Annotated in this window: 18 protein-coding genes and 2 pseudogenes; 11 read left to right on the top strand and 9 right to left on the bottom strand. The window is 60.5% G+C overall.

Features of this window, described 5'->3' with window-relative positions; genetic code table 11:
* Positions 1 to 9 precede the first annotated feature (9 nt).
* The 3 genes and pseudogenes from ACFJGX_RS26215 (at position 10) to ACFJGX_RS26205 (ending at position 2,980) form a co-directional block, all read left to right on the top strand.
* Positions 10 to 922 (top strand): annotated as a pseudogene (locus ACFJGX_RS26215) (ABC transporter permease).
* Positions 923 to 929: 7 nt separating this feature from the next.
* On the top strand, positions 930 to 1,904 hold the full coding sequence (locus tag ACFJGX_RS26210; RefSeq protein ID WP_382161602.1) for an ABC transporter ATP-binding protein: 975 nt from the start codon (positions 930 to 932) through the stop codon (positions 1,902 to 1,904).
* A complete protein-coding gene (locus tag ACFJGX_RS26205) occupies positions 1,901 to 2,980 on the top strand; it encodes an ABC transporter ATP-binding protein (protein ID WP_382327372.1) in 1,080 nt (359 codons plus the stop codon). The genes ACFJGX_RS26210 and ACFJGX_RS26205 overlap by 4 nt, the downstream gene beginning before the upstream one ends.
* Positions 2,981 to 3,121: 141 nt before the next feature.
* On the opposite strand, the gene ACFJGX_RS26200 is transcribed toward ACFJGX_RS26205, so the two are convergent.
* Entirely contained in the window at positions 3,122 to 3,970 is an 849-nt protein-coding gene (locus tag ACFJGX_RS26200; RefSeq protein WP_382327370.1) for a MurR/RpiR family transcriptional regulator, read from the bottom strand.
* A gap of 69 nt (positions 3,971 to 4,039) precedes the next feature.
* On the opposite strand from ACFJGX_RS26200, the pseudogene tal reads away from it, so the two are divergent.
* Positions 4,040 to 4,982, top strand: a pseudogene (gene tal / locus ACFJGX_RS26195) (transaldolase).
* A gap of 188 nt (positions 4,983 to 5,170) precedes the next feature.
* On the opposite strand, the gene groL reads toward tal, so the two are convergent.
* Together groL and ACFJGX_RS26185 are read right to left on the bottom strand one after the other, a co-directional pair.
* Positions 5,171 to 6,817 carry a chaperonin GroEL gene (gene groL, locus ACFJGX_RS26190; protein WP_382323280.1) on the bottom strand — a complete coding sequence of 549 codons (1,647 nt, stop codon included), beginning with the start codon at positions 6,815 to 6,817 and terminating at the stop codon, positions 5,171 to 5,173.
* A 31-nt stretch (positions 6,818 to 6,848) separates the two neighbouring features.
* On the bottom strand, positions 6,849 to 7,142 hold the full coding sequence (locus tag ACFJGX_RS26185) for a co-chaperone GroES (RefSeq protein WP_066268460.1): 294 nt from the start codon (positions 7,140 to 7,142) through the stop codon (positions 6,849 to 6,851).
* A gap of 950 nt (positions 7,143 to 8,092) precedes the next feature.
* Here ACFJGX_RS26185 and ACFJGX_RS26180 point away from each other — a divergent pair.
* Positions 8,093 to 8,821 (top strand): hypothetical protein, encoded by a 729-nt coding sequence (locus ACFJGX_RS26180; RefSeq protein ID WP_382323281.1) that lies wholly within the window; start codon positions 8,093 to 8,095, stop codon positions 8,819 to 8,821.
* A gap of 3 nt (positions 8,822 to 8,824) precedes the next feature.
* On the top strand, positions 8,825 to 9,073 hold the full coding sequence (locus ACFJGX_RS26175; protein ID WP_382323282.1) for a hypothetical protein: 249 nt from the start codon (positions 8,825 to 8,827) through the stop codon (positions 9,071 to 9,073).
* A gap of 115 nt (positions 9,074 to 9,188) precedes the next feature.
* Here ACFJGX_RS26175 and ACFJGX_RS26170 read toward each other — a convergent pair whose 3' ends face one another.
* From ACFJGX_RS26170 to ACFJGX_RS26145, 6 genes are all read right to left on the bottom strand, one after another.
* Positions 9,189 to 10,142, bottom strand: coding sequence for a hypothetical protein (locus tag ACFJGX_RS26170; protein ID WP_382323283.1), 954 nt, complete (start codon positions 10,140 to 10,142; stop codon positions 9,189 to 9,191).
* On the bottom strand, positions 10,139 to 12,055 hold the full coding sequence (locus ACFJGX_RS26165) for a hypothetical protein (RefSeq protein WP_382323284.1): 1,917 nt from the start codon (positions 12,053 to 12,055) through the stop codon (positions 10,139 to 10,141). Before ACFJGX_RS26165 ends, ACFJGX_RS26170 begins: the two co-directional genes overlap by 4 nt.
* On the bottom strand, positions 12,052 to 13,314 hold the full coding sequence (locus ACFJGX_RS26160) for a metallophosphoesterase family protein (protein WP_382323285.1): 1,263 nt from the start codon (positions 13,312 to 13,314) through the stop codon (positions 12,052 to 12,054). The genes ACFJGX_RS26165 and ACFJGX_RS26160 overlap by 4 nt, the downstream gene beginning before the upstream one ends.
* A 39-nt stretch (positions 13,315 to 13,353) precedes the next feature.
* On the bottom strand, positions 13,354 to 14,202 hold the full coding sequence (locus tag ACFJGX_RS26155; RefSeq protein ID WP_382323286.1) for a DNA adenine methylase: 849 nt from the start codon (positions 14,200 to 14,202) through the stop codon (positions 13,354 to 13,356).
* 372 nt (positions 14,203 to 14,574) lie between these two features.
* A complete protein-coding gene (locus tag ACFJGX_RS26150) occupies positions 14,575 to 15,432 on the bottom strand; it encodes a hypothetical protein (RefSeq protein ID WP_382323287.1) in 858 nt (285 codons plus the stop codon).
* Positions 15,362 to 15,904 (bottom strand): helix-turn-helix domain-containing protein, encoded by a 543-nt coding sequence (locus ACFJGX_RS26145; protein WP_382323288.1) that lies wholly within the window; start codon positions 15,902 to 15,904, stop codon positions 15,362 to 15,364. The genes ACFJGX_RS26150 and ACFJGX_RS26145 overlap by 71 nt, the downstream gene beginning before the upstream one ends.
* On the opposite strand from ACFJGX_RS26145, the gene ACFJGX_RS26140 reads away from it, so the two are divergent.
* From ACFJGX_RS26140 to ACFJGX_RS26120, 5 genes are all read left to right on the top strand, one after another.
* Positions 15,825 to 16,103: a DNA-binding protein gene (locus ACFJGX_RS26140; protein ID WP_382327368.1), complete on the top strand. Its 279-nt coding sequence runs from the start codon at positions 15,825 to 15,827 to the stop codon at positions 16,101 to 16,103. The genes ACFJGX_RS26145 and ACFJGX_RS26140 overlap by 80 nt on opposite strands.
* Before the next feature lie 281 nt (positions 16,104 to 16,384).
* Positions 16,385 to 17,047 carry a Tn7 transposase TnsA N-terminal domain-containing protein gene (locus tag ACFJGX_RS26135; protein WP_382323290.1) on the top strand — a complete coding sequence of 221 codons (663 nt, stop codon included), beginning with the start codon at positions 16,385 to 16,387 and terminating at the stop codon, positions 17,045 to 17,047.
* Positions 17,013 to 19,013 carry a Mu transposase C-terminal domain-containing protein gene (locus tag ACFJGX_RS26130; protein ID WP_382323291.1) on the top strand — a complete coding sequence of 667 codons (2,001 nt, stop codon included), beginning with the start codon at positions 17,013 to 17,015 and terminating at the stop codon, positions 19,011 to 19,013. Before ACFJGX_RS26135 ends, ACFJGX_RS26130 begins: the two co-directional genes overlap by 35 nt.
* The gene (locus ACFJGX_RS26125; RefSeq protein WP_382327366.1) at positions 19,010 to 19,243 is read left to right on the top strand and encodes a hypothetical protein; all 234 of its coding nucleotides are present in this window, start codon (positions 19,010 to 19,012) and stop codon (positions 19,241 to 19,243) included. Before ACFJGX_RS26130 ends, ACFJGX_RS26125 begins: the two co-directional genes overlap by 4 nt.
* Before the next feature lie 31 nt (positions 19,244 to 19,274).
* Entirely contained in the window at positions 19,275 to 19,919 is a 645-nt protein-coding gene (locus ACFJGX_RS26120; protein WP_382323293.1) for a TniB family NTP-binding protein, read from the top strand.
* Positions 19,920 to 19,971 lie beyond the last annotated feature (52 nt).

The following is a 19,971-nucleotide window of genomic DNA, read 5'->3' as shown; positions in this document are numbered from 1 at the left end:
GTTCCCCACGTGATCAGCCTCATCAAAAGAGGGCTCGACAGCGATGTCGGCCACAGCTTCCGCACCTCGCCGACCGCCATCGTCGCGGCGGTGATCGCTTTCATCTGCGTGTTCTGCGCGGTCTTCGCGCCGTGGGTGGCTCCGCACGACCCTTTTGACCTTGCGACGCTCGAACTCACGAATGCCCGGCTGCCGCCAGCCTGGCACCCCGATGGATCCAGCAACTTCCTGCTCGGGACGGACGACCAGGGCCGCGACATCCTCTCGGCATTGATGTACGGCGCGCGCATCTCGCTCGCGGTGGGTCTGGCCTCGGTGCTGCTCTCGGTGGTGATCGGCGTCACCTTCGGCCTGCTGGCCGGCTTCCTCGGCGGTTGGGTGGACGGCTTCCTCATGCGCCTGTGCGACGTGATGCTGTCCTTCCCGCCGATCCTCATCGCCTTGCTGATCGCCGGCGTGGGCCGGGCCCTGTTCCCCAATGCGCACGAGACGCTGGCCTTTGGCGTGCTGATCATCTCGATCACGCTCACCGGCTGGGTGCAGTACGCGCGCACGGTGCGGGGTTCCACGCTGGTGGAGCGCAACAAGGAGTACGTGCAGGCCGCGCGCGTGACCGGCGTGGCGCCGCTGCACATCATGCGCAGCCATGTGCTGCCCAACGTCATGGGCCCGGTGCTGGTGCTGGCGCACCATCCAGGTGCGCACGGCCATCATCACCGAGGCCACGCTGTCTTTCCTGGGCGTGGGCGCTCCGCCCACCTCACCGTCGCTGGGCACGCTGATCCGCGTGGGCAACGACTACCTGTTCTCCGGCGAATGGTGGATCACCATTTTTCCGGGCGCCATGCTGGTGCTGATCGCACTCAGCGTGAACCTGCTGGGCGACTGGCTGCGCGACGCACTCAACCCCCGCCTGCGCTGAGACCAAGATGAGCCTTCTCCAAGTCAAGAACCTGGTCGTCGAATTCCCCGGCCGCCGCGGCACGCTGCGCGCGCTGGACGACGTTTCCTTCGACATCGCCCCGGGCGAGATCCTCGGCGTGGTGGGTGAGTCCGGCGCGGGCAAGTCGCTCACGGGCGCCTCCATCATCGGCCTGCTGGAGCCGCCGGGCCGTGTCGCCTCGGGCGAGATCCTGCTGCACGGCCGCCGCATCGACAACCTGCCGCACGACCAGATGCGCAAGGTGCGGGGCCGCCAGATCGGCGCGATCTTCCAGGACCCGTTGACCTCGCTCAACCCCCTGTATTCCGTGGGCCGCCAGCTCATCGAGACCATCACCACCCACCTGCCGGTGAGCCAGGCCGAGGCGCGCAGGCGCGCGATCGACCTGCTCAAGGACACCGGCATCCCGGCCGCCGAGCAGCGCATCGACCACTTCCCGCACCAGTTCTCCGGTGGCATGCGCCAGCGCGTCGTGATCGCTCTGGCACTCGCGGCCGAGCCGCAACTCATCGTGGCCGACGAACCCACCACCGCGCTCGATGTCTCGATCCAGGCGCAGATCATCACGCTGCTCAAGACCATCTGCAAACAGCGTGGGGCGGCGGTGATGCTGATCACGCACGACATGGGCGTGATCGCCGAGACCTGCGACCGCGTGGCCGTGATGTACGCCGGACGCGTCGCCGAGATCGGCCCGGTGCACGAGGTCATCAACCACCCGGCGCACCCTTACACCGCCGGCCTGATGGCCTGCATTCCCGACATGAGCCAGGACCGCGAGCGCCTGCACCAGATCGACGGCGCGATGCCGCGGCTCAACGCCATTCCCTCCGGCTGTGCCTACAACCCGCGGTGCGAGAAGGTGTTCGACCGCTGCCACGTCGACCGGCCCGATCTGCTGCCGGCCGGAGCCACCCGGGCGGCCTGCTGGCTGCACGCGCAAGCAGGAGCCCTGGCATGAGCGCCGACATGATCGAAAAAGCGGTGCGGGCCGCGCAAAACCGTGGTGCTTCAAGTCGTGCCGCGGTACCTGCTGCCGCCCTCGAGGCGCCGTTGGTGCGTGCGACCGACCTAGCCAAGACCTTCGACGTGTCCGTGCCCTGGCTCAATCGCGTGATCGAGCGTCAGCCGCGCCAGCTGTTGCGTGCGGTGGACGGCGTGTCCTTCGACATTCCACGGGGTCAGACGCTGGCCCTGGTGGGCGAGTCGGGCTGCGGCAAGAGCACGGTGGCGCGCCTGCTCGTGGGCTTGTACGAGCCCACGCGGGGTGGTTTCGAGTTCGATGGCCAGGACGCGCATGCGGCGTTCAAGACGCCGGAAGGCCGCAAGCTGCGCCGCCGCATCCAGATGATCTTCCAGGACCCGTACGCGAGCCTGAACCCGCGCTGGCGCGTGGAGGACATCATTGCCGAGCCGCTGCGCGAGCACGAGATCGAGACCGAGCCGGTGGCTTTGCGCGCACGGGTGGATGAGTTGCTGAAGTCGGTGGGCCTGTCACCGCTGGACCGCGTGAAGTACCCGCACCAGTTCTCGGGCGGGCAGCGCCAGCGCATTTCCATCGCGCGGGCCCTGCGCACGCAGCCGGAGTTTCTGGTGTGCGATGAGCCCACCTCGGCGCTGGACGTGAGCGTGCAGGCGCAGGTGCTCAACATCATGAAGGACCTGCAGCGCGAGCGCGGGCTGACCTACCTGTTCATCAGCCACAACCTGGCGGTGGTGCGCCACGTGAGCGACCAGGTGGGGGTGATGTACCTGGGGCGGCTGGTGGAGTTGGCGCCCAAGCACACGCTGTTCGACCGGCCGCGCCATCCCTACACGCGCATGCTGCTCGATGCGATTCCGAAGATGCACGACACCGGCAAGGCGCGCACACCGGTCTCGGGTGAGGTGCCCAACCCGCTGAACCCGCCCAGCGGGTGTGCTTTCAATCCGCGTTGTCCGCATGCCAACGACCGCTGCCGCAGCGAGCGTCCGAATCTGCTGGACCTTGGGGGCATTCGCATCGCCTGCCATGCGGTGGAAGAAGGGCGGATCTAGTTTCACGCCACCGGGTGGGCGTTGGCGCGGACGGTGGGTGCTCCCCTCCGCGAATGTCCTCCGGCCCGGCTTCGCCGGGCCTCCCACTTTACGTCGCTGCGGGAAGCACCCGCCGTCCTGGGCCGTTTCTGGCACGCACGATCACGTGTACCTCTTGCTTCGGAGGTTGTTCTTCATTTCCTTGAGCAGGGGCTGGAGCTTGGTGCCGCCGATGCGCAGCGCCAGGCAGGTGCGCACGATGTCGATCACCATCAGGTGCATCAGGCGCGAGGTCATCGGGCTGTAGCGGTCGTAGCCTTCCGGGTGGTCGGCCGAGAGGTGGATGTCGCGGCTCTGCGCCAGCGGTGAGCCGCTGGTGGTGATGACGATCACCGTCGCGCCGTGCTTGCGCGCGATGTCGGCCGCGTCCATCAGATCGCGCGTGCGGCCGGAGTTGGAGATGATCACCACGCAGTCGCCCGGCCCGAGCAGGGACGCACTCATCACTTGCATGTGGCCGTCGCTGTAGGCGATGGCATTGATGCCCAGGCGGAAGAACTTGTGTTGCGCGTCCTGCGCGACGATGCCCGAGTTGCCCGCGCCATAGAACTCGATGCGGCCACGGTTCTTGTAGGTCGCCACCAGGGCGTCCACCGCCTTTTCGATCGCGTGGCTGGAGGCGTCGTTGCGGTACTTCAGGAAGGCCGCCACCGTGTTGTCGATCACCTTGACCAGCACGTCGCTCGTCTTGTCGTCCACGTCCACGCTGCGGTGGATGAACGGCACACCTTCGCTCACCGTGCCGGCGAGCTTGAGCTTGAAGTCCGACAGGCCGTCGTAACCCATGCTGCGGCAGAACCGCACCACCGTGGGTTTGCTCACGTGAGCGCGCTCGGCGAGTTCGGTCACGGGCAGGCTGGCGAAGGTGCGCGGGTCCAGCAGCACGAGCTTGGCAGCACGTTGCTCGGCAGGCGCCAGCGAGGGCAGGGAGGCTTTGATCCGGTCGAGCATGTTGGGGTTGGTTACATTGAGGGGCGATGCGGTGAAATTTTATTACATCGCCTGGCCGATAATCCGCTGATGAACCAACTTGACGCTCTCAAGCAACTCACCACGGTCGTGGCCGACACGGGCGACTTCAATCAGATTGCAGCCTACGCCCCGCAGGACGCCACGACGAATCCGTCGCTCATCCTGAAGGCGGTCCAGAAGCCCGAGTACGCCCATCTGCTCAAGGACGCTGTCGCGAAGCACGGCGCCCAGGGGTTGGATGAGGTGATGAACCGCTTGCTGGTGGCCTTTGGTGGCGAGATCCTGCGCCTGATCCCGGGCCGGGTCTCGACCGAGGTGGATGCCCGGCTGAGCTTCGACACCGAGGCCACCGTGACCCGCGCGCGCCGCATCATCGAGCTCTACCAGGGTGACGGCGTGCATGTGGACCGTGTGCTGATCAAGATCGCTTCCACCTGGGAAGGCATTCAGGCCGCCGCGCGGCTGGAGCGCGAAGGCATCCACACCAACCTGACGCTGCTGTTCTCGTTCGCCCAGGCGGTGGCCTGTGGCGCAGGCCAAGGTGCAGCTGATCTCGCCCTTCGTGGGCCGCATCTACGACTGGTACAAAAAGAGCGCGGGCGCCGGCTGGGACGAGGCCGCAATGGCCGGTGCCAACGACCCGGGCGTGCGTTCGGTGCGCAGCATCTACGAGTTCTACAAGAAGCACGGCATCGCCACCGAGGTGATGGGCGCGAGCTTCCGCAACGTGGGTCAGATCACGGCGCTGGCGGGTTGCGACCTGCTCACCATCAGCCCCGAGCTGCTGGCCCAGCTGGCCGCCAGCGATGCGCCCTTGAGCCGGGCACTGGACGCCAGCGCCGCCCAGTCGTTGGACATCCCCTTCGTGACCCACGACGAAGCCAGCTTCCGCTTCGCCCTGAACGAGGATGCGATGGCGACCGAGAAACTGGCCGAAGGCATCCGGGCGTTCGTGGCGGACACGATCAAGCTCGAAGCCTTGATGAAGTAGCTCGAGCCGAGCCCAAAACAAAAAGCCCCGCGATTTCTCGCGGGGCTTTTTGTTTTGGGCTTTCGTCAGTGTGCAGTGATGCATTCCGACGCAGCCTGAGGTGCCAGGCCAAGGCGCAAGGGCGTAGACAGTGGCAGCGCCACGGCAAGCCCTTGCAACGCCGGCATGGCGTCTCAGGCAAGGAGAGCTTACATGCCCATGCCGCCCATGTCGCCCATGCCACCCATGCCGCCACCCGGCATCGCAGGTGCGTCGTCCTTCGGGGACTCGGCGACCATGGCTTCGGTCGTCAGCATCAGGCTGGACACCGATGCGGCGTTCTGCAGCGCGGTGCGGGTGACCTTCGTCGGGTCCAGAATGCCCATCTCGATCATGTCACCGTAGGTGTCGTTGGCGGCGTTGAAGCCGTAGTTGCCCTTGCCGGCCAGGATGGCGTTGACCACCACCGACGGTTCGCCACCGGCGTTGGCCACGATTTCGCGCAGGGGCGCTTCGATGGCCTTGAGCACCAGCTTGATGCCGGCGTCCTGATCAGCGTTGTCACCCTTGATGGTGCCAGCGGCTTGGCGGGCGCGCAGCAGGGCCACGCCACCACCGGCCACGATGCCTTCTTCCACGGCAGCGCGGGTGGCGTGCAGGGCGTCTTCCACGCGGGCCTTCTTTTCCTTCATCTCGACTTCGGTGGCGGCACCGACCTTGATGACGGCCACGCCGCCGGCCAGCTTGGCGACGCGCTCTTGCAGCTTCTCGCGGTCGTAGTCGCTGGTGGCTTCTTCGATCTGCACGCGCACTTGCTTGACGCGGGCTTCGATGTCAGCGGCAGCGCCGGCACCGTCGATGATGGTGGTGTTTTCCTTGCCGATTTCCACGCGCTTGGCCTGGCCCAGGTCGGCCAGGGTCACCTTCTCGAGCGTCAGGCCCACTTCTTCAGCGATGACCTTGCCGCCGGTCAGGATGGCGATGTCTTCCAGCATGGCCTTGCGGCGGTCGCCGAAGCCAGGGGCCTTCACAGCCACGACCTTCAGGATGCCGCGGATGGTGTTGACCACCAGCGTCGCCAGGGCTTCGCCTTCGACGTCTTCGGCAATGATCAGCAGCGGACGGCCAGCCTTGGCGACTTGCTCCAGCGTGGGCAGCAGGTCACGGATGTTGGAAACCTTCTTGTCGTACAGCAGCACGAAGGGGTTGTCCAGCAGCGCCGATTGCTTCTCGGGGTTGTTGATGAAGTAGGGCGACAGGTAGCCGCGGTCGAACTGCATGCCTTCGACGACGTCGAGTTCGTTCTGCAGCGACTTGCCGTCTTCCACGGTGATCACGCCTTCCTTGCCGACCTTGTCCATGGCATTGGCGATGATCTCGCCGATGCTGGTGTCGCTGTTGGCGGAGATGGAACCGACCTGGGCGATTTCCTTGCTGGTGGTGGTGGCCTTGGAGGCCTTCTTCAGCTCGGCGATCAGGGCTTCCACGGCCTTGTCGATGCCGCGCTTGAGGTCCATCGGGTTCATGCCGGCGGCCACGTACTTCATGCCTTCGCGCACGATGGCCTGGGCCAGCACGGTGGCGGTGGTGGTGCCGTCACCGGCGTTGTCGGACGTCTTGGAAGCAACTTCCTTGACCATCTGCGCGCCCATGTTCTGGAGCTTGTCCTTGAGTTCGATTTCCTTGGCCACGGACACACCGTCCTTGGTCACGGTGGGGGCGCCGAAGGAGCGCTCGAGCACCACGTTGCGGCCCTTGGGGCCCAGGGTGACCTTGACCGCGTTGGCCAGGATGTTCACGCCTTCAACCATGCGTGCGCGGGCTTCGCCGCCGAAAATGACGTCTTTTGCTGCCATGTTGTTTCTCCGGAAAAATTGAGGTGTTCAGTTACTTGGACTCGACGACCGCGAACAGGTCGTCTTCCTTCATGACCAGCAGTTCGTCGCCAGCGACCTTGACGGTCTGGCCGCTGTACTTGCCGAACAGAACGCGGTCACCGACCTTGACGTTCATGGCGGACAGTTCGCCCTTGTCGTTTTTCTTGCCGGGACCGACCGCCAGGACTTCGCCCTGATCGGGCTTTTCGGCGGCGGCGTCGGGGATGACGATGCCGGAGGCGGTCTTGGTTTCGCTGTCAATGCGCTTGACGATCACGCGATCGGCGAGAGGACGAAGGTTCATTGCATCTCCTGGGTATGGAACAGATGGGGTTTGTTCAGAACGGCGGTGCCAGCCCGGACGGGCCAGCGGATACCGCTGATCGACATGGCGTCGGGTGTTAGCACTCAACGCCAGCGAGTGCTAATCATAAGGGCGCCGGAACCCCATTTCAAGATCGAAGGGGTTTATTTCTGATGCGATGGGTCTGGCCACTGCGGAAAGCCACTCATCCTTCGCTTCCGTGCCACTGAACTTTCTCCTCGTCCAAGATTTGCCACATTATGAAATAGTTGGCTCTCGCGGTTGTCACAACTCGCGGAGTCACTCCGAGTTCTTGACCTCAGTCAGCTTAGAAGCGGGTTATTCGCTCTCTTAGCTCAAGAGTGGCGAATTGCTTTATCCAGCGCTGCCCTAGATCCCGACTAAGTGGGGCCGTTTGCCGCGATCTGCCGTGAGGCAACGTGCAGCGTGAGGAGTCGGTCGACGCCGACCGGTGGACTTCGAGTGAGCGCCATCAAGCTGACGTTGGTTCGACTACCGGCACTTTGTTAAGCGGCGGCTATGGAAAGTACGTCCTCAGCCTCGCCTTTAGCGATAGCGTTCGACGAGTCAATTGCTTGGCAGACGAGCACCACCATGGCCCCGATGGTGCCCGGCACGGCAGATGTCGAATGTAAAGTTGGTGGGCGCAAGGGCTGTCCGACTCCCTTGTAACCCCGGATAGCGCAGAGATACCGCGCGATACCCTAGGCGATACGCTTGATACGCGCGATACCGAGTTTTGTTCATAAGTTATTGATCGCAATGCGAAAAATTTCCAAAAAATTAGTGACTCAGATCTGAGTCACTAATTTTTTGACATATCTCACCTGTCTCGCGATGCCGAAAAGGTCGACTGCTCATTGACTGGGCGTTTGCGTTCCTGCCGCAGACATGGAAAATTCAAGGTATCGAACTGCTCCCAGTGCAACATGAAAACCAAGCCCGATAAAGCTCCCGCAGCGGCAGCGCCAGCGCCAGTGCCACTGCCGGCAACAACCCTTGAAACCGCAGTGGACGTCGCGGTGCCGCCGGCCTTGCCCCCAGGCGCACTCAGTGTCGACGGTCTTAGTGCGCTCCTCGCCGCCAAGGTCGAAGCGCCGAACGTCAAGCAGGCTCAGAAAAAAGGTGAGAAGGCCAGGCAGACAAATATCGACTTACGAAAGGTGCACTGGGCTGATGTCAAGGATGAGGATATCTGGCTGCTGAGCAATGAGCACAAACGCTTCGGATTCGCCCAGGTGCCGCGCACGCTGTCCATCGTGATCAACATCATCAACGAGATCGCCAAGAGGAAGTGCGGGAAGGCCGTTCCGGCTGGCAAGACGTACTTTGCCCTGTGGCTTCACCACTATGGTGAAGGCCTCGTGCGGATCGCCAGCGAGGCACAGATCGCATACGAGGCCGGGTACGGGGGTCAGCGCAATGTCTCCACGTTCAGGCAGCACATGGAAGTGCTGAAAGAAATCGGCTTCATCGACTTCCGCAAGGGGGTGAAGGGCCCCATGCACTACGTGCTGCTGCTGAACCCGTACAACGTCATGAAGCGCCTCCGCGAGCAGAAGGATGACACGGGCGAGAAACTGGTTTCCGACGAGCAGTACGCGGCACTGGTTGAGCGCGTGAACGACATTGGCTCACGCAGCGAACTAGGGGAGTGAGCCATGCAGCGCAATGTGATCGAAGAGTTCTACCGCGAGCTGGAGGCCACCAACGAAACGTACGTGCGCAAGCGGCTTCTGACCGGTGGCTACGCGGGCTGGAAGTACAAGCATGCCAAACAGTTTCTTGACGCTAGGGACACAGCACGCGCGGAACAGCGTGCTGTGTGGATGACACGCTGGACCATGCTCGCGGCAATCGGAGGGTTGGGTGCCGTTGTTGTTGCCGTTGTGTCGTTATGGCACAAATGAACTTCCGACGCGCCACGCTGACCTGAGGCCACTTGGCCCACTTCTTGGCGTTAGCGCTTTGACGCGACCTTTACTCGCATGCTAACGCTGCTCGGCCAAGCGCCAAATGCTCCCATCAAACAGCGTCCGTGTCGACTACCGGTTCGATCCGACAGCAGAGTATGACAGCGTGGGGTGAGGGCTGACCTTGGTCCGTGCTGGACGTGTTCTCGCCATCGACGAACCAGACTGCGGCCTCCTCGATGATCATGGCTACCAGTAGAGATAGTGCGAAGAACAATTTCGGCCCGAATGGCAGCAGGATGGGACGAGCAGTGCGTCGGGTCCCACGCACTAGAGACAGGAGCGAGTGGTAAGCATCGACCGGCTCCATCACCCCATACTCCATCTGCTTGTCATTCAACTCCTGCAGCAAGTCCTTGTTCTGCTCCTGCACCTCCTCCAGATACTTCTCTTCAGGAGAGGTCGGTACAAACAGCCAGGTGTCTCCCGGCTCCAAATACTCAGCCGCACCGATAGCTTTGCCCTTCTCATACCCCAACGCCACGATTAGCTCGATTGGGTTGTCCGGCGCTGCAGTCCAGCCCGCAAAATCGTCGTTCACCGGTGCTATGCGGCGGATGGCGGAGGACCATTGAGCAGTTGGCTTCACATAGCGCGCCAAGCTGTAGCCAATTTGAAGGTCCACCGGCCCGCTGCGCGCAAGGCGTTTAATCTCCGAAAAGATGGCGCCCATCTGCTGGCGCGACAGACAAGACACGTCAACAAATATCGACGCGGTGCCGCTGCCGTTGCGCGAGAAGGCACGAATGGCATCACATGTGTCGCGACATGTCAGACGTTCAACCTCGAGGCGCTTTGAGAATCGGGCTTCACCTTGGGCTCCATACCCGACCGCAATCATCCGCGCGTCCAGATCGCCTTCAGCCGTCAGCAGCATCAGAAGATTCCGTCTCCGCCGACCTTCGCCGTCTCCAACGATGATCAATGCGGGCTCGCTGCTGAGCACTGCAGAAGTCGCCTTGCCTTCTATGTTTACCTGCGTGAGGTTTCTGATGGCCAGCTTCAAAACAGCCCGTCCTGCTTCCAAGCCCCGGATTGCTCCGGTGGCGGTTCATCAACTTTCGCTTCTCTCTTCCGATCCACGGGAGGTGGATTGAGGATCGCTGACAAGGACACTGGCTTCGACTTGCGCATCGGCAACTTGAAGATCGGCGCTAGGAGATAAGTCAACCTGAAGCGCTTGCCCCGAAGCGACCGGTATCCACCGACCGTCCCGGGCGATTCAAAGCAGACGATCGCGCCGTGGTTCATCGCGATCCGCAAGGCGTTCTCGACATCATCGTCGACGTCGTTGTCTACGATGAAGGAGAGCGGAGGATCCTCGACAAAGTCGGCGGTGACTAGGCGGTCATGAAAGTAGTCGCCTATCTTTTCCAGCACCTGGAAAACCGATGCGGAAGTCTTGATTGAATGGAACTGCTCACTGGCCAGGGCCTGCAACATCTCAGAGTACCGCTGGCAGTTCCAGAGCACCCCCTCCGTCTGCCGAGGCACTGGCACAGGGAGCTGGCTAAGGTCAGCCTGAGACAGGATGCGTGTGATCAGACCAATAAGCCAACGTGGATTGCCCTCGCTTATCGCCGAGAGAGACTCCCAGCCTGCATAGGTGGCGTTGAATGGCTTCACGCCGCGCTTGCGTCCTTCGGGCCTGCCTCGGTATGCGTTCCGAAACGCAACCAGCGGCGCAACCTTGCGCAGAGTGTTGCCGTTGAAGTCGCTTGGCTGCATCCCCAGTTCCTGTGTGAGGTCGATTTCCTTGCGCTCGAGGAACCTGACGAAGGAAGCATCCTTCTCCGAGAGGGAGACAAAGTGATTTGTGATCTGCTTTGTCGCTGCACGCGTAGCCCGTGCGAACAACCCCAACTGCTCCACCTCTTCACCCTCGTCGACCACAGAGTAGGCTGACGTGCCGAACACGTTGTTAGGGGTTTCACCGCTCAGCCCTGCATAAGACTGACTTCTTGAAAGGAACACGTTTTTGCAGAACTCGCTGGCCTCAGCTTTGTCCGCGTACCAAAGCTCAACCTGTCGGACGTCGTTGAGCTGGCTTGGAGCGGCAACGTCTCGCTGGTAGAGGACATCAGGCCCGCACGGTGCCAGCGCGACCTTTAACAGGAGCTTCTGACCGCCGCTCGCTCGCATAGAAGCCAGTACCGTCTGCTGCAAATGCATCGGCGCCACCTCGAACTCGTCAAGGAGCAGGCACCAACGATGGTCTGACCGGCCATACATGGCGTCAAACGCCTGCAGTCCCTGGGACGTCGCTTCCATCATGTCGAGGCCAAGATAGTCGCAGCTGCGAACAACTGCTTCTCCGACCGCCTCCGGCCCAAGCGATGCGCACAGGTGCGCCTGGCTTTTGATGTCCAGCAGACGGAGGCGCAGTGCTTCTACCAAGCTGGCTGGGGACAGCGAGATCGGCTTGAGGCGCCACAACGCTGCGATTGACTTGATCGCGGCCTCCAGTTCGGTCTGCGTTGGATGTAGTTCGCCATCAACGAGGTTGTTGCCGCGCCGAACGGGGTTCAAAAGAACATGCCGCTCGATCCCGTTGGCAACCGCCAGCAGTACGTGCGTCACGAACGCGGCCTGCGAGAACAGGATGCCAACCCGTTCGTTCTGACCCGAGCGCTGCAGCGACTCAAGCATCGTGCCCCACGCTATGTCAGAGGGAACGTAGACCCCGGTATAGCCGAGCGCGGACTTAACTTCACCCACCTGCGGACCATTCCAGGCCGCCTGTCCCTCTGCGCTCAGCATCTTCAGAAGCGTCGTCTTGCCGCCGCCCCGAGGTCCGACCAGCACCGAGTTCCACGGCCCTGCCAGTAGCGCAAACTTCGTGGATGGCACGAAGGTGCGAGCTACATCTGCAAAGCTCATCGCCTTGGCGTTGAATGGCTCTAGGAAGCCCTGACTCATAAGGCCTTCCTCTCTAGAGTCAGCCAGTGGCCGTCCCTGTCTGCATGGATATTCAGGCTATGCCGACGATCGAGCTGTCTCTTGACGTGGTTGCGCGACTCCGGTGTCAGCAAGCTAGCCTCGGGAACATGCTTGATGACGTCTGACCAGGGCATTGGAAGCTCCTTGAGCTTCGCGATTTCGGCAATGACCCTTCCTGGATCTCGAGCGCCAAATGAGGCCCCGTCGTAGATGCTGTTGCCATCGGAGACCGCGGGCTGCCAGCCCTTCCCCTGCGCCCAGTCCCAAGTACGAAACCGTCCACTGATCCCGCGAGAATCCAGCCTGACAGTGAGCAAATAGAACTGGTTCTGGAAGGTCCCCTCCAGTTCGCTGATGTAGAACGCGAGGCTCGCCGCACCGAAAACGAACGGCACTTCGCCATTGCCCGACGCGAATCCCAGCCGAGCTTCGTGCTTGTGGCCATGGATCACTAGCCAATTGCCATCTTCAGACAACAGACGTAGGAGCTCCTGCCCGTTGTCGATGAAGTCATGAGCGCCTTCACCGTTCTGCGTGTGCGGCTCGGGCGGATGATGCATGATCGCGATGCTGATCCTGCGGTGATCGCATTGCTGCAACGCCAGCTCCAGCTCCGATACCGCTGACTTCGGGAACGTGCCTCGCTCGTGCTCGAACTTATCGTGACCATGTTCGCTGCAGCTGTTGACGATCAACACCTGATATTTCTCGGCTTCAACCAGCACAAGCCCGGCTCCGAAGTACCGCACCCGGTGATCTCGCCCCTTCGCCCCACTGTCGTCGTCCCGAGTCACCGACGGATACGGGGGCTTGAGCACCTTCAGCGGTTCGAATGGTCCCAGGCCAGCCTTTAGATTCGCGACGACATTCTCGTGAATTTTGGCTTCCTGGCTGCGAGAGGTCACATCGTGATTGCCAGTCGCGCACAGTACGTGCTCGCTTTGCAATCGCTTGCCTAGGTCGACCAGGTGCTTCCACCCCGCCGCAAGCGTTACACCGTCATTTTGGAATGCGATATCGCCCGGGCAAAGAACCGCGTCGGCAGTCAACGACTGCGTAGCAACGAGGTCGTTCAGCCCAGCCCAGGGATTTTGCTTTGGACTTTCGCTGGCCAATTCGCCAGTAGGCTTGATCTTCAAGTGTGTTCGTGCACCCGCCGCATGGGCAAAGTGCGGATCGCCTAGAACGGCAAACACCGCCTCCACGACTAGTCCATCATGCCCATCGGCATCCTCCACGAGCGCTCCTTTGGTATTGATTCTGCGCGATACTAATCGCTAATCGCGCTGCCAATCGTAGTTGGAAAGAAGCACCTCGGCAGCGTGACGGCGCGCCGACGTAAAGCCGGCCACGTTGCGCGCCACAGTAAGATCGTGACGGCGCCATTTCTTGAGGCCTTGCAAGACGGTGTCTGCAGGCGAGTATGAGAGGAGCACTTTCGCGCCGCGACGGTCTGCCGCGCGGAGCGAGGCAATCAGCCGCCTCTCGTCCTTCTCTCTGAATGCGTCACAACCGTACTCACCACGGTCCCGCTTGTCGCCCAAGGCGTAAGGAGGATCTAGGTACACAAAGTCACCGTTGCCGGCCTCCTCAAGGATGTCTTCAAAGTCGCTGCAGCGCAGTTCAGCGACCTTTAACAGCTTGGCGAATGCCTGAAAAGCCTCGAGACTTGGCATGAAGAGATGGCCCTTGCCTCGGGCGACATTGAACTGACCTGCGCGGTTTGTTCTATAGACGCCGTTAAAGCAATACCTATTCAGGTACACGAACTGCGCTGCGCGGTCGAAGGCATTTAACCGCTCTCTCTTCACCGCCCGAAGCTTGTAGTAGTCCTCGGGGTTGCTGCCAAACTGTGACGCGCGCTCCCACACCGCACGCGGGTAGCGCTGAACGACGCGGTACGTCTCGATGAGAGATCGGTTCAGGTCCCCAAGGATGGCGTCCCCTACTCGCAGGCGCAGGAACAGCACTGCCGAGCCCGCGAATGGCTCTATGTAGCGATCCGCATCCTCGGGCACCGCGGCAAGCAGCAAGGGCAACAGCTTTTTCTTGCTACCAGCCCAACGCAGCAACGGCTCCGCCGCGCCAGAGGCGCCGTCGGTACTCAATGTTTGCCGCACTTGCATGATCTAAGATTATGAACATAAAGCCAGCCGCACCGCACTGGCGAGAAGCTGTTTGTGGACTGCGCCGGACATATGCTGGTGTTGGCCGGCCGTGTCCGCGCGTTTTCCTGCGTGACGGCCGACCAGTCGACTAGTTCCTAGCAGGGTCCTATCGGCCGGGCACTGCGCCTGATAGGCGGGGTGTCGCAGATGATCGTGCACAAACAACGTTCGTGTGCACACTGAATGGGCGGTTACGGCAGAAGCGGCTGATCAAGCAGGCGGCGAATGGCTCGGTCAAGTTTGGAGCTGAGTTCCGCGCTCGCCCCTGCGTAGTAGATGGCAGTTTGTCCGTCCACCGCACATAAACTGGGCCAAATTTATCCGGTAGCACTAAGGGACTTGGAACGTATCAGTCTTTCCCATGGCGTTGCTCACCTCGGTCAATAAGCGATCGGATTTCAGCCATTTGGGGCCGACTTCATGGAGAAGATATGCTGCAAGGAGTGTCGGAGCAGCGATTCCCAGCAATCCAACCAACATCATGAACCCGCCACCTGTATCGCTGCTCATGATCTGAATCGCGGCCGCCATACAGAGTCCGCTCACGCCCAGGAATAGATCGCGCCACAGCCTGCAAAGGCGTGCCAGCAATGGATTTGACGCTCTGCGTTTTAGGTCACACCCCTGTCCAGATAAGGCCATTGAACGACACGCCTTACTGAGGTGCTGCGCCGGAATGCCCAATGACATGATCGCCCGACGCAACTCGCCAGTCACGGCCTCACTGGGGGCCAAGGTTCCGAACTCCAAAACCCGAAGATGAGGTTCTTCCGACTCGGCCAGCCACACCCTGTGCTTGGAGGGCACCTCAACCTTGGAGAGGCGGACAATTTTGGCGCTGCGGATCGGGTAGAAGACCCATTGCCACCAGAGAGGTTGAAATGAGGCGGTGTAGCGACACAGGAACTCGCCCTCGCTTTCTTCTGAAGATCTCCGGGAGTCGGCAAATCCCGGACCTTCGGTTTCCCTGAATGTGTCGAGGGCGGTGCGCGAGGTTGCCTGGTCGAACCGCTCTATCAGATCTCCTGCGGCACCAATCTCCTGGCTTGCCGCAAGTGCGTTGAAAAACACAGCGTAGGCGCGTGCGTCCTCCAGCGCTTGCCTGGCAGGCAACGTCTCAAGGCTTAGCAGCCAGCTGTCCAGCCTTTTCCAGAACCTGCGCGATATCCCGCTTGAGATCACCTTCATTGATGACCTCGTTGTAGAGAAGTCGAACCATTCGCCAGTAGGTTGCGGGAGAAGGGCTCAAGCCGTGCTTGGCGATTGCCTTCGTGACTGCTTGAGCGGCGCGACCCCAAGCCTCGTCATCGTCTACTCGGGACACGCAGTTCGACCTGGTGCCCGACAAAAGGTACGTCACGTCCAAACCCGCGGCTTCCATCTTGGCCAGGAGCTCGACCGTGGGAGAACTCTGACCATTTTCAAGTCGCCATAGGGTCGCGTGGCTGATGTCCAGCTTCGCTGCCAGATTGTCTCGAGATAGACCGAGATCCTGACGAAGCTCGACCAGTCTCACCGAGAGTTCGACTGAATTTTGAACAATACTTTTCAAAATTGAAAGAACTTTATAGAATTCGCTTGTGGAGAAGCATGCTACTTCCTTTTCTGCCGACCAGATCAGCAGAGCCCGCTCAGAGTTCAAGCAGGCGGGAGTGAGCATCTCCGAATGGGCGCAGCGTCATGGCGTGCCGCCATCATTGGTCTACAGCGTGTTGTCGGGCAAGACCCAGTGCACCCGCGGCAGAAGCCATGAAGTGGCTGTCCTGCTCGGTCTTAAGGCGCCACCGAACTCCCCCAGCGTCAAAAACCTCCTGCCCGGCCATTTGGCGTGCGCCGAAACAGTGGGCTCCTCCAGCTAAGAGGCGTCGGAGATGGCCAGATGAACTCGTCGGCTGTCCCATCTCTCTATTTCCCCGCTCTGCCGGATTCAACGGGCGCACTCCCAGTGCGTCCAGAAGGGAGGTGCGCCATGGACCCCTAAAGAAAAGGCCACCCGAAGGTGGCCTGAGGGATGAAGGGCGAAGAGACGCCTCATCAACGCAACGCAAGTGTCCCCCCTTTCTCCCCCTCGATGTCAAGCGCAGCCGTCGCCAGTTTGGGCACGGCATGGATCAGTACGTCTTGAAATCAGGAGAAGAACATGCCCAGAGCCGTCGTTACCCGATCGCCTCACCGAGAGGTGGGGGTGGTCAATCCTGGATGGTTGCTCGACCATTCCGTGCATCATGAGTCGTCGCTAGAACGGCGCTTCATCATGGTGGCGTTGTCGTGTCCCGTGGTGCGGGACATCCAACATCAGCCCTGTGAAATCGAGCTCACGTTGGCGTCCGGCCAAACCTGCAAGTACACGCCTGACTTTCTGCTCAGCCTGGTAGACGGCTCTGAAGTCATCGTGGAGGTCAAGCCAGAGAAGTTTGTCCCCGAGCATGCGATGAAGCTCGACGCAGCAAAGGTCGCATTCAATCGCCAGGGCCGCGAGTTTGAAGTATTCACCGACAAAGTGATCGACGGAAGCGGCTTGAGTTCGCGGGCCGTACTCCTGATGCGCTTCGGGCGCATGTCCTTCTCGCTAGAGCAAGCGATGAAGTGCAAGGAAGAACTTGAGTCGCGGTGTGAAGGCAGCGCCAGCGTTCGCGATCTGGTTGCGGCCGGAGTCAACGAGGACCTCATCTGGAATCTGGTCGCCCTGCATCAGTTGCGTGTTCCCGCCGGCCTCAACCTGTCCGACGAGGAGGTCGTGTCCATCAACCAGCATCAAGGAGACTGCCATGTTTACTTTCGGCAATGGTTTGGTGTTGCGTGAAGGTGCGCGCACGTTCCAGTTCGAGCGAGAACTTTCATGCTTCGAGATCCAGTTTCGGTACCTCGACAACAACGAGGTGAGAACATTCTCCAAGACGAGTCTGTACAAGCAGATCCTTGCCAAAACCGTGTTCCCGGTGCATCAAAACGGTCACTCGATTGCGCAGCCCAACACCGTACCTGTCCAGGATCGCGTCTACACGTACTCGGCAACGCTCACTGAAAAGCAGGAGCGCACACTCGTCTTCCGCAACTTTCTCGTCAAACGGGCAATCGCGAATGGAGTCACCCACGGAAGCCTCAAACGGTGTGAAGCGTTTTTAAAGAGCGTGCGGCAGGAGGGTGAAAAATTCTTCAAGAATTGCCTGTTGGGTGGACAAGGTTCTGAGTCTCCCAAGCTCCCCTGTGCCGATACATTGCGCAAGTGGATGAAGCGACATCGGTCGTCCGGCGGAAACCCGTATGCGCTGCTCGACTTGAGGCCATTGGTGCGGCGTTGCAAACGCCTCAGCGTGCGTGTCGAAGAGATGGTGGAGAAATGTATCTCCAAGTACTACCTCCAGAAACGCGGACTCTCAGTTGCCGAGACATTCCGGCGCTACCTTCAGGATGCCGCACGAGAGGAGCGCTTGCTCGGTACGAAACTTGAGCTGGCTTCATTGCGGTCGGTGCAACGGCGGGTCAATGAAATTGATCCGTACATTCGCGATCTCAAGCGGTACGGCTCTGAGTACACAAGAAACAAATGGCGCTACAGCCTCAAAGGGGACACCTCGACCCGTGTGCTGGAGAGAGTCGAGATCGATCACACGTGGCTTGATATTTGGGTCCTGGACCCAAACACTGGGGTACCGATCGGTCGGCCTTGGATTACTGTTGCCATAGACAGGTACTCGGGATACATCTTAGGCTTCTACATCTCGTTCTATGGTCCGTCGGTTGCGTCCGTCGCGCATTGCGTGCGCAATGCCATCTTCCCTAAAGAGGACCTGCTCTCCCTGGTTCCAGACTTGCCCCAGCCGTGGACAGCAATGGGAATCGCGGAGCAGTACGTGGTCGACAACGGTCTGGAGTTTCATGCAAAGGACTTTCTTCGCATCATGTTCGACCTGCGTGCCGACGTGTTGTTCAACCCTGTGAGAAGGCCGTGGCTGAAGCCATCTATAGAACGAACGATGATGGAGGTGAACCGGATGTTGCCAAACTGCGGCAAGGTCTACACGCCTACCAAGAACATGAGGCCAGAGTCGCCAAGCGATTCAGCAGCGATCCTTTTCGATGATCTGTGCGTAGGGCTGACGCTTTGGGCCGCTGACGCATTTCCGAAGTCCATTCATCAAAAGAACTTGGTTTGCCCGCTCGAATTGTGGGAGGAGGGACGCCTGAGCAGTCCAATTCCGATGTTCCCTCTAGGGCTCGAGCAGTTTGACATCACCGCAGGGATGTCAACCCAGAGGACCGTAGACGGTGATGGCGTGTTCTTCAAATATCTGCGGTTCAACAGCGTAGAGCTCCAAGACTATCTCAGATCGAACGGACGAAAGTTGAGGCTTGACATCCGCATCAATCCGGATGATCTGGGTCGGATCTTTGTAAACCTGGTGGCTGAGAAGCGCTGGCTACCCGTGGCGCTACAAAAGCCGTCGAATGGATACGGAGATGGCCTCTCATTGATTCAACATGAAATCATCCGCGCAGAGGCCGGAAAGCGCTTGACTCAACGCAATGCGGAAGAAGAGTTGGTCAAGGCCCAAGAGCTACTCAAGTGCAAATGGGGAGAGGCGGTGAGACGCGGGGTTCGCGTGAAGAAACACGGAAATCTGGTCAGGCTTCAAGGCCTCAGCTCCGCCTGCACGGGCGGCAGGCGAGCGGCCGACAACTTACCTGTTGCCAGCGCGATCTCCGAGGCCCATCTAAAAGACCTGATGCCATTCAAGGCGTTCTCACTGGCGGAGGACTACACATGAACACCTACGAACTTCCAGCTGGGCTGTCCAGAGATGCCCTGCGGTGCGTCAACGAGATCTTGGACGTCGTTGTTCCGTATCCAGACTTTGAAAATTCTTTGCAGGGGACCCTCAAAGTCGTTCAGTGGATGCGGGAGGTCAGGATGCCCGGCGGTGTTCTTCTGTTGGCCGACTCTGGAATGGGGAAGACGCTTTTTCTGCAGATCCTCAAGCGATCGTTTGCGCACTGACGCAAGTCCACTGAAGTCGAGTCGACCGGTATTGGAGATCGGCCTCGACAGTGCTGCTGACGTTCATCAGGTCGCTTCGAAGCTGATGTTGGCGTTGGGGTACCCAGCCCTACCCATGCGCGCGACGCTGGCCAACATGACTGCCATGATTGACACCGCCATAGAGCGTTTGAGTCCTGTGGCAATTTTCATCGATGAGGGGCAGCATGTGTGTGAGGGCAACCGGGAAAACACCGCACGCACGCTCACCGATTGGTTGAAGGTTCGTGTGGACAAGCACAACCTGCCCGTGATCATGGTGGGAACCCGAACATTGGAGGGGATATCGGAGATCAATCCTCAGTTCGTCTCAAGAGTGTCGCTGCACTATTTTCTCAATCCGTTTTCTTTTGGGGATATCTGGCGGCAGGTGCTCGGCGCAATCGCAGCCACGGTGAAGTCGGCTGATCTCAGCAGCCTGAGCGCACAGGGTCTGTCGCGCCTGGTGCACCAAGCCACTCACGGAAACCTTAGGCGTCTGAAAAAGCTGCTCATCTTCTCGTGCGTTCGTGCGATCGATGAATGCTCACCATCGCTGAGACTGGAGCATCTTGCCGCTGGGTACTCGGATGCCTTCGGCGGCCTGTCGGGCGTTGGCAATCCGTTCCTCGCGGTGATGGAAAAGGCCAGAAAGTGAGGCTTCGTCCTGACCGTTGTCGCGCGTCGCACGGTATTCACCGTAGCGTCGG

This window comes from Hydrogenophaga sp. UC242_50, assembly GCF_042697355.1.
In the GTDB taxonomy this organism is placed as follows: domain Bacteria; phylum Pseudomonadota; class Gammaproteobacteria; order Burkholderiales; family Burkholderiaceae_C; genus Hydrogenophaga.
The sequence above is the reverse complement of the archived record's forward strand: the minus strand, read 5'-3'. Positions and strand labels throughout refer to the sequence as shown.

What these genes read in the sequence shown, in the direction of transcription:
- ACFJGX_RS26210 (WP_382161602.1), top strand. Translation starts at nt 930, where the DNA reads ATGAGCCTTCTCCAAGTCAAGAACCTGGTCGTCGAATTCCCCGGCCGC.
- ACFJGX_RS26205 (WP_382327372.1), top strand. Translation starts at nt 1,901, where the DNA reads ATGAGCGCCGACATGATCGAAAAAGCGGTGCGGGCCGCGCAAAACCGT.
- ACFJGX_RS26200 (WP_382327370.1), bottom strand. Translation starts at nt 3,970, where the DNA reads ATGCTCGACCGGATCAAAGCCTCCCTGCCCTCGCTGGCGCCTGCCGAG.
- groL (WP_382323280.1), bottom strand. Translation starts at nt 6,817, where the DNA reads ATGGCAGCAAAAGACGTCATTTTCGGCGGCGAAGCCCGCGCACGCATG.
- ACFJGX_RS26185 (WP_066268460.1), bottom strand. Translation starts at nt 7,142, where the DNA reads ATGAACCTTCGTCCTCTCGCCGATCGCGTGATCGTCAAGCGCATTGAC.
- ACFJGX_RS26180 (WP_382323281.1), top strand. Translation starts at nt 8,093, where the DNA reads ATGAAAACCAAGCCCGATAAAGCTCCCGCAGCGGCAGCGCCAGCGCCA.
- ACFJGX_RS26175 (WP_382323282.1), top strand. Translation starts at nt 8,825, where the DNA reads ATGCAGCGCAATGTGATCGAAGAGTTCTACCGCGAGCTGGAGGCCACC.
- ACFJGX_RS26165 (WP_382323284.1), bottom strand. Translation starts at nt 12,055, where the DNA reads ATGAGTCAGGGCTTCCTAGAGCCATTCAACGCCAAGGCGATGAGCTTT.
- ACFJGX_RS26155 (WP_382323286.1), bottom strand. Translation starts at nt 14,202, where the DNA reads ATGCAAGTGCGGCAAACATTGAGTACCGACGGCGCCTCTGGCGCGGCG.
- ACFJGX_RS26150 (WP_382323287.1), bottom strand. Translation starts at nt 15,432, where the DNA reads ATGAAGGTGATCTCAAGCGGGATATCGCGCAGGTTCTGGAAAAGGCTG.
- ACFJGX_RS26145 (WP_382323288.1), bottom strand. Translation starts at nt 15,904, where the DNA reads ATGCTCACTCCCGCCTGCTTGAACTCTGAGCGGGCTCTGCTGATCTGG.
- ACFJGX_RS26135 (WP_382323290.1), top strand. Translation starts at nt 16,385, where the DNA reads ATGCCCAGAGCCGTCGTTACCCGATCGCCTCACCGAGAGGTGGGGGTG.
- ACFJGX_RS26130 (WP_382323291.1), top strand. Translation starts at nt 17,013, where the DNA reads ATGTTTACTTTCGGCAATGGTTTGGTGTTGCGTGAAGGTGCGCGCACG.
- ACFJGX_RS26125 (WP_382327366.1), top strand. Translation starts at nt 19,010, where the DNA reads ATGAACACCTACGAACTTCCAGCTGGGCTGTCCAGAGATGCCCTGCGG.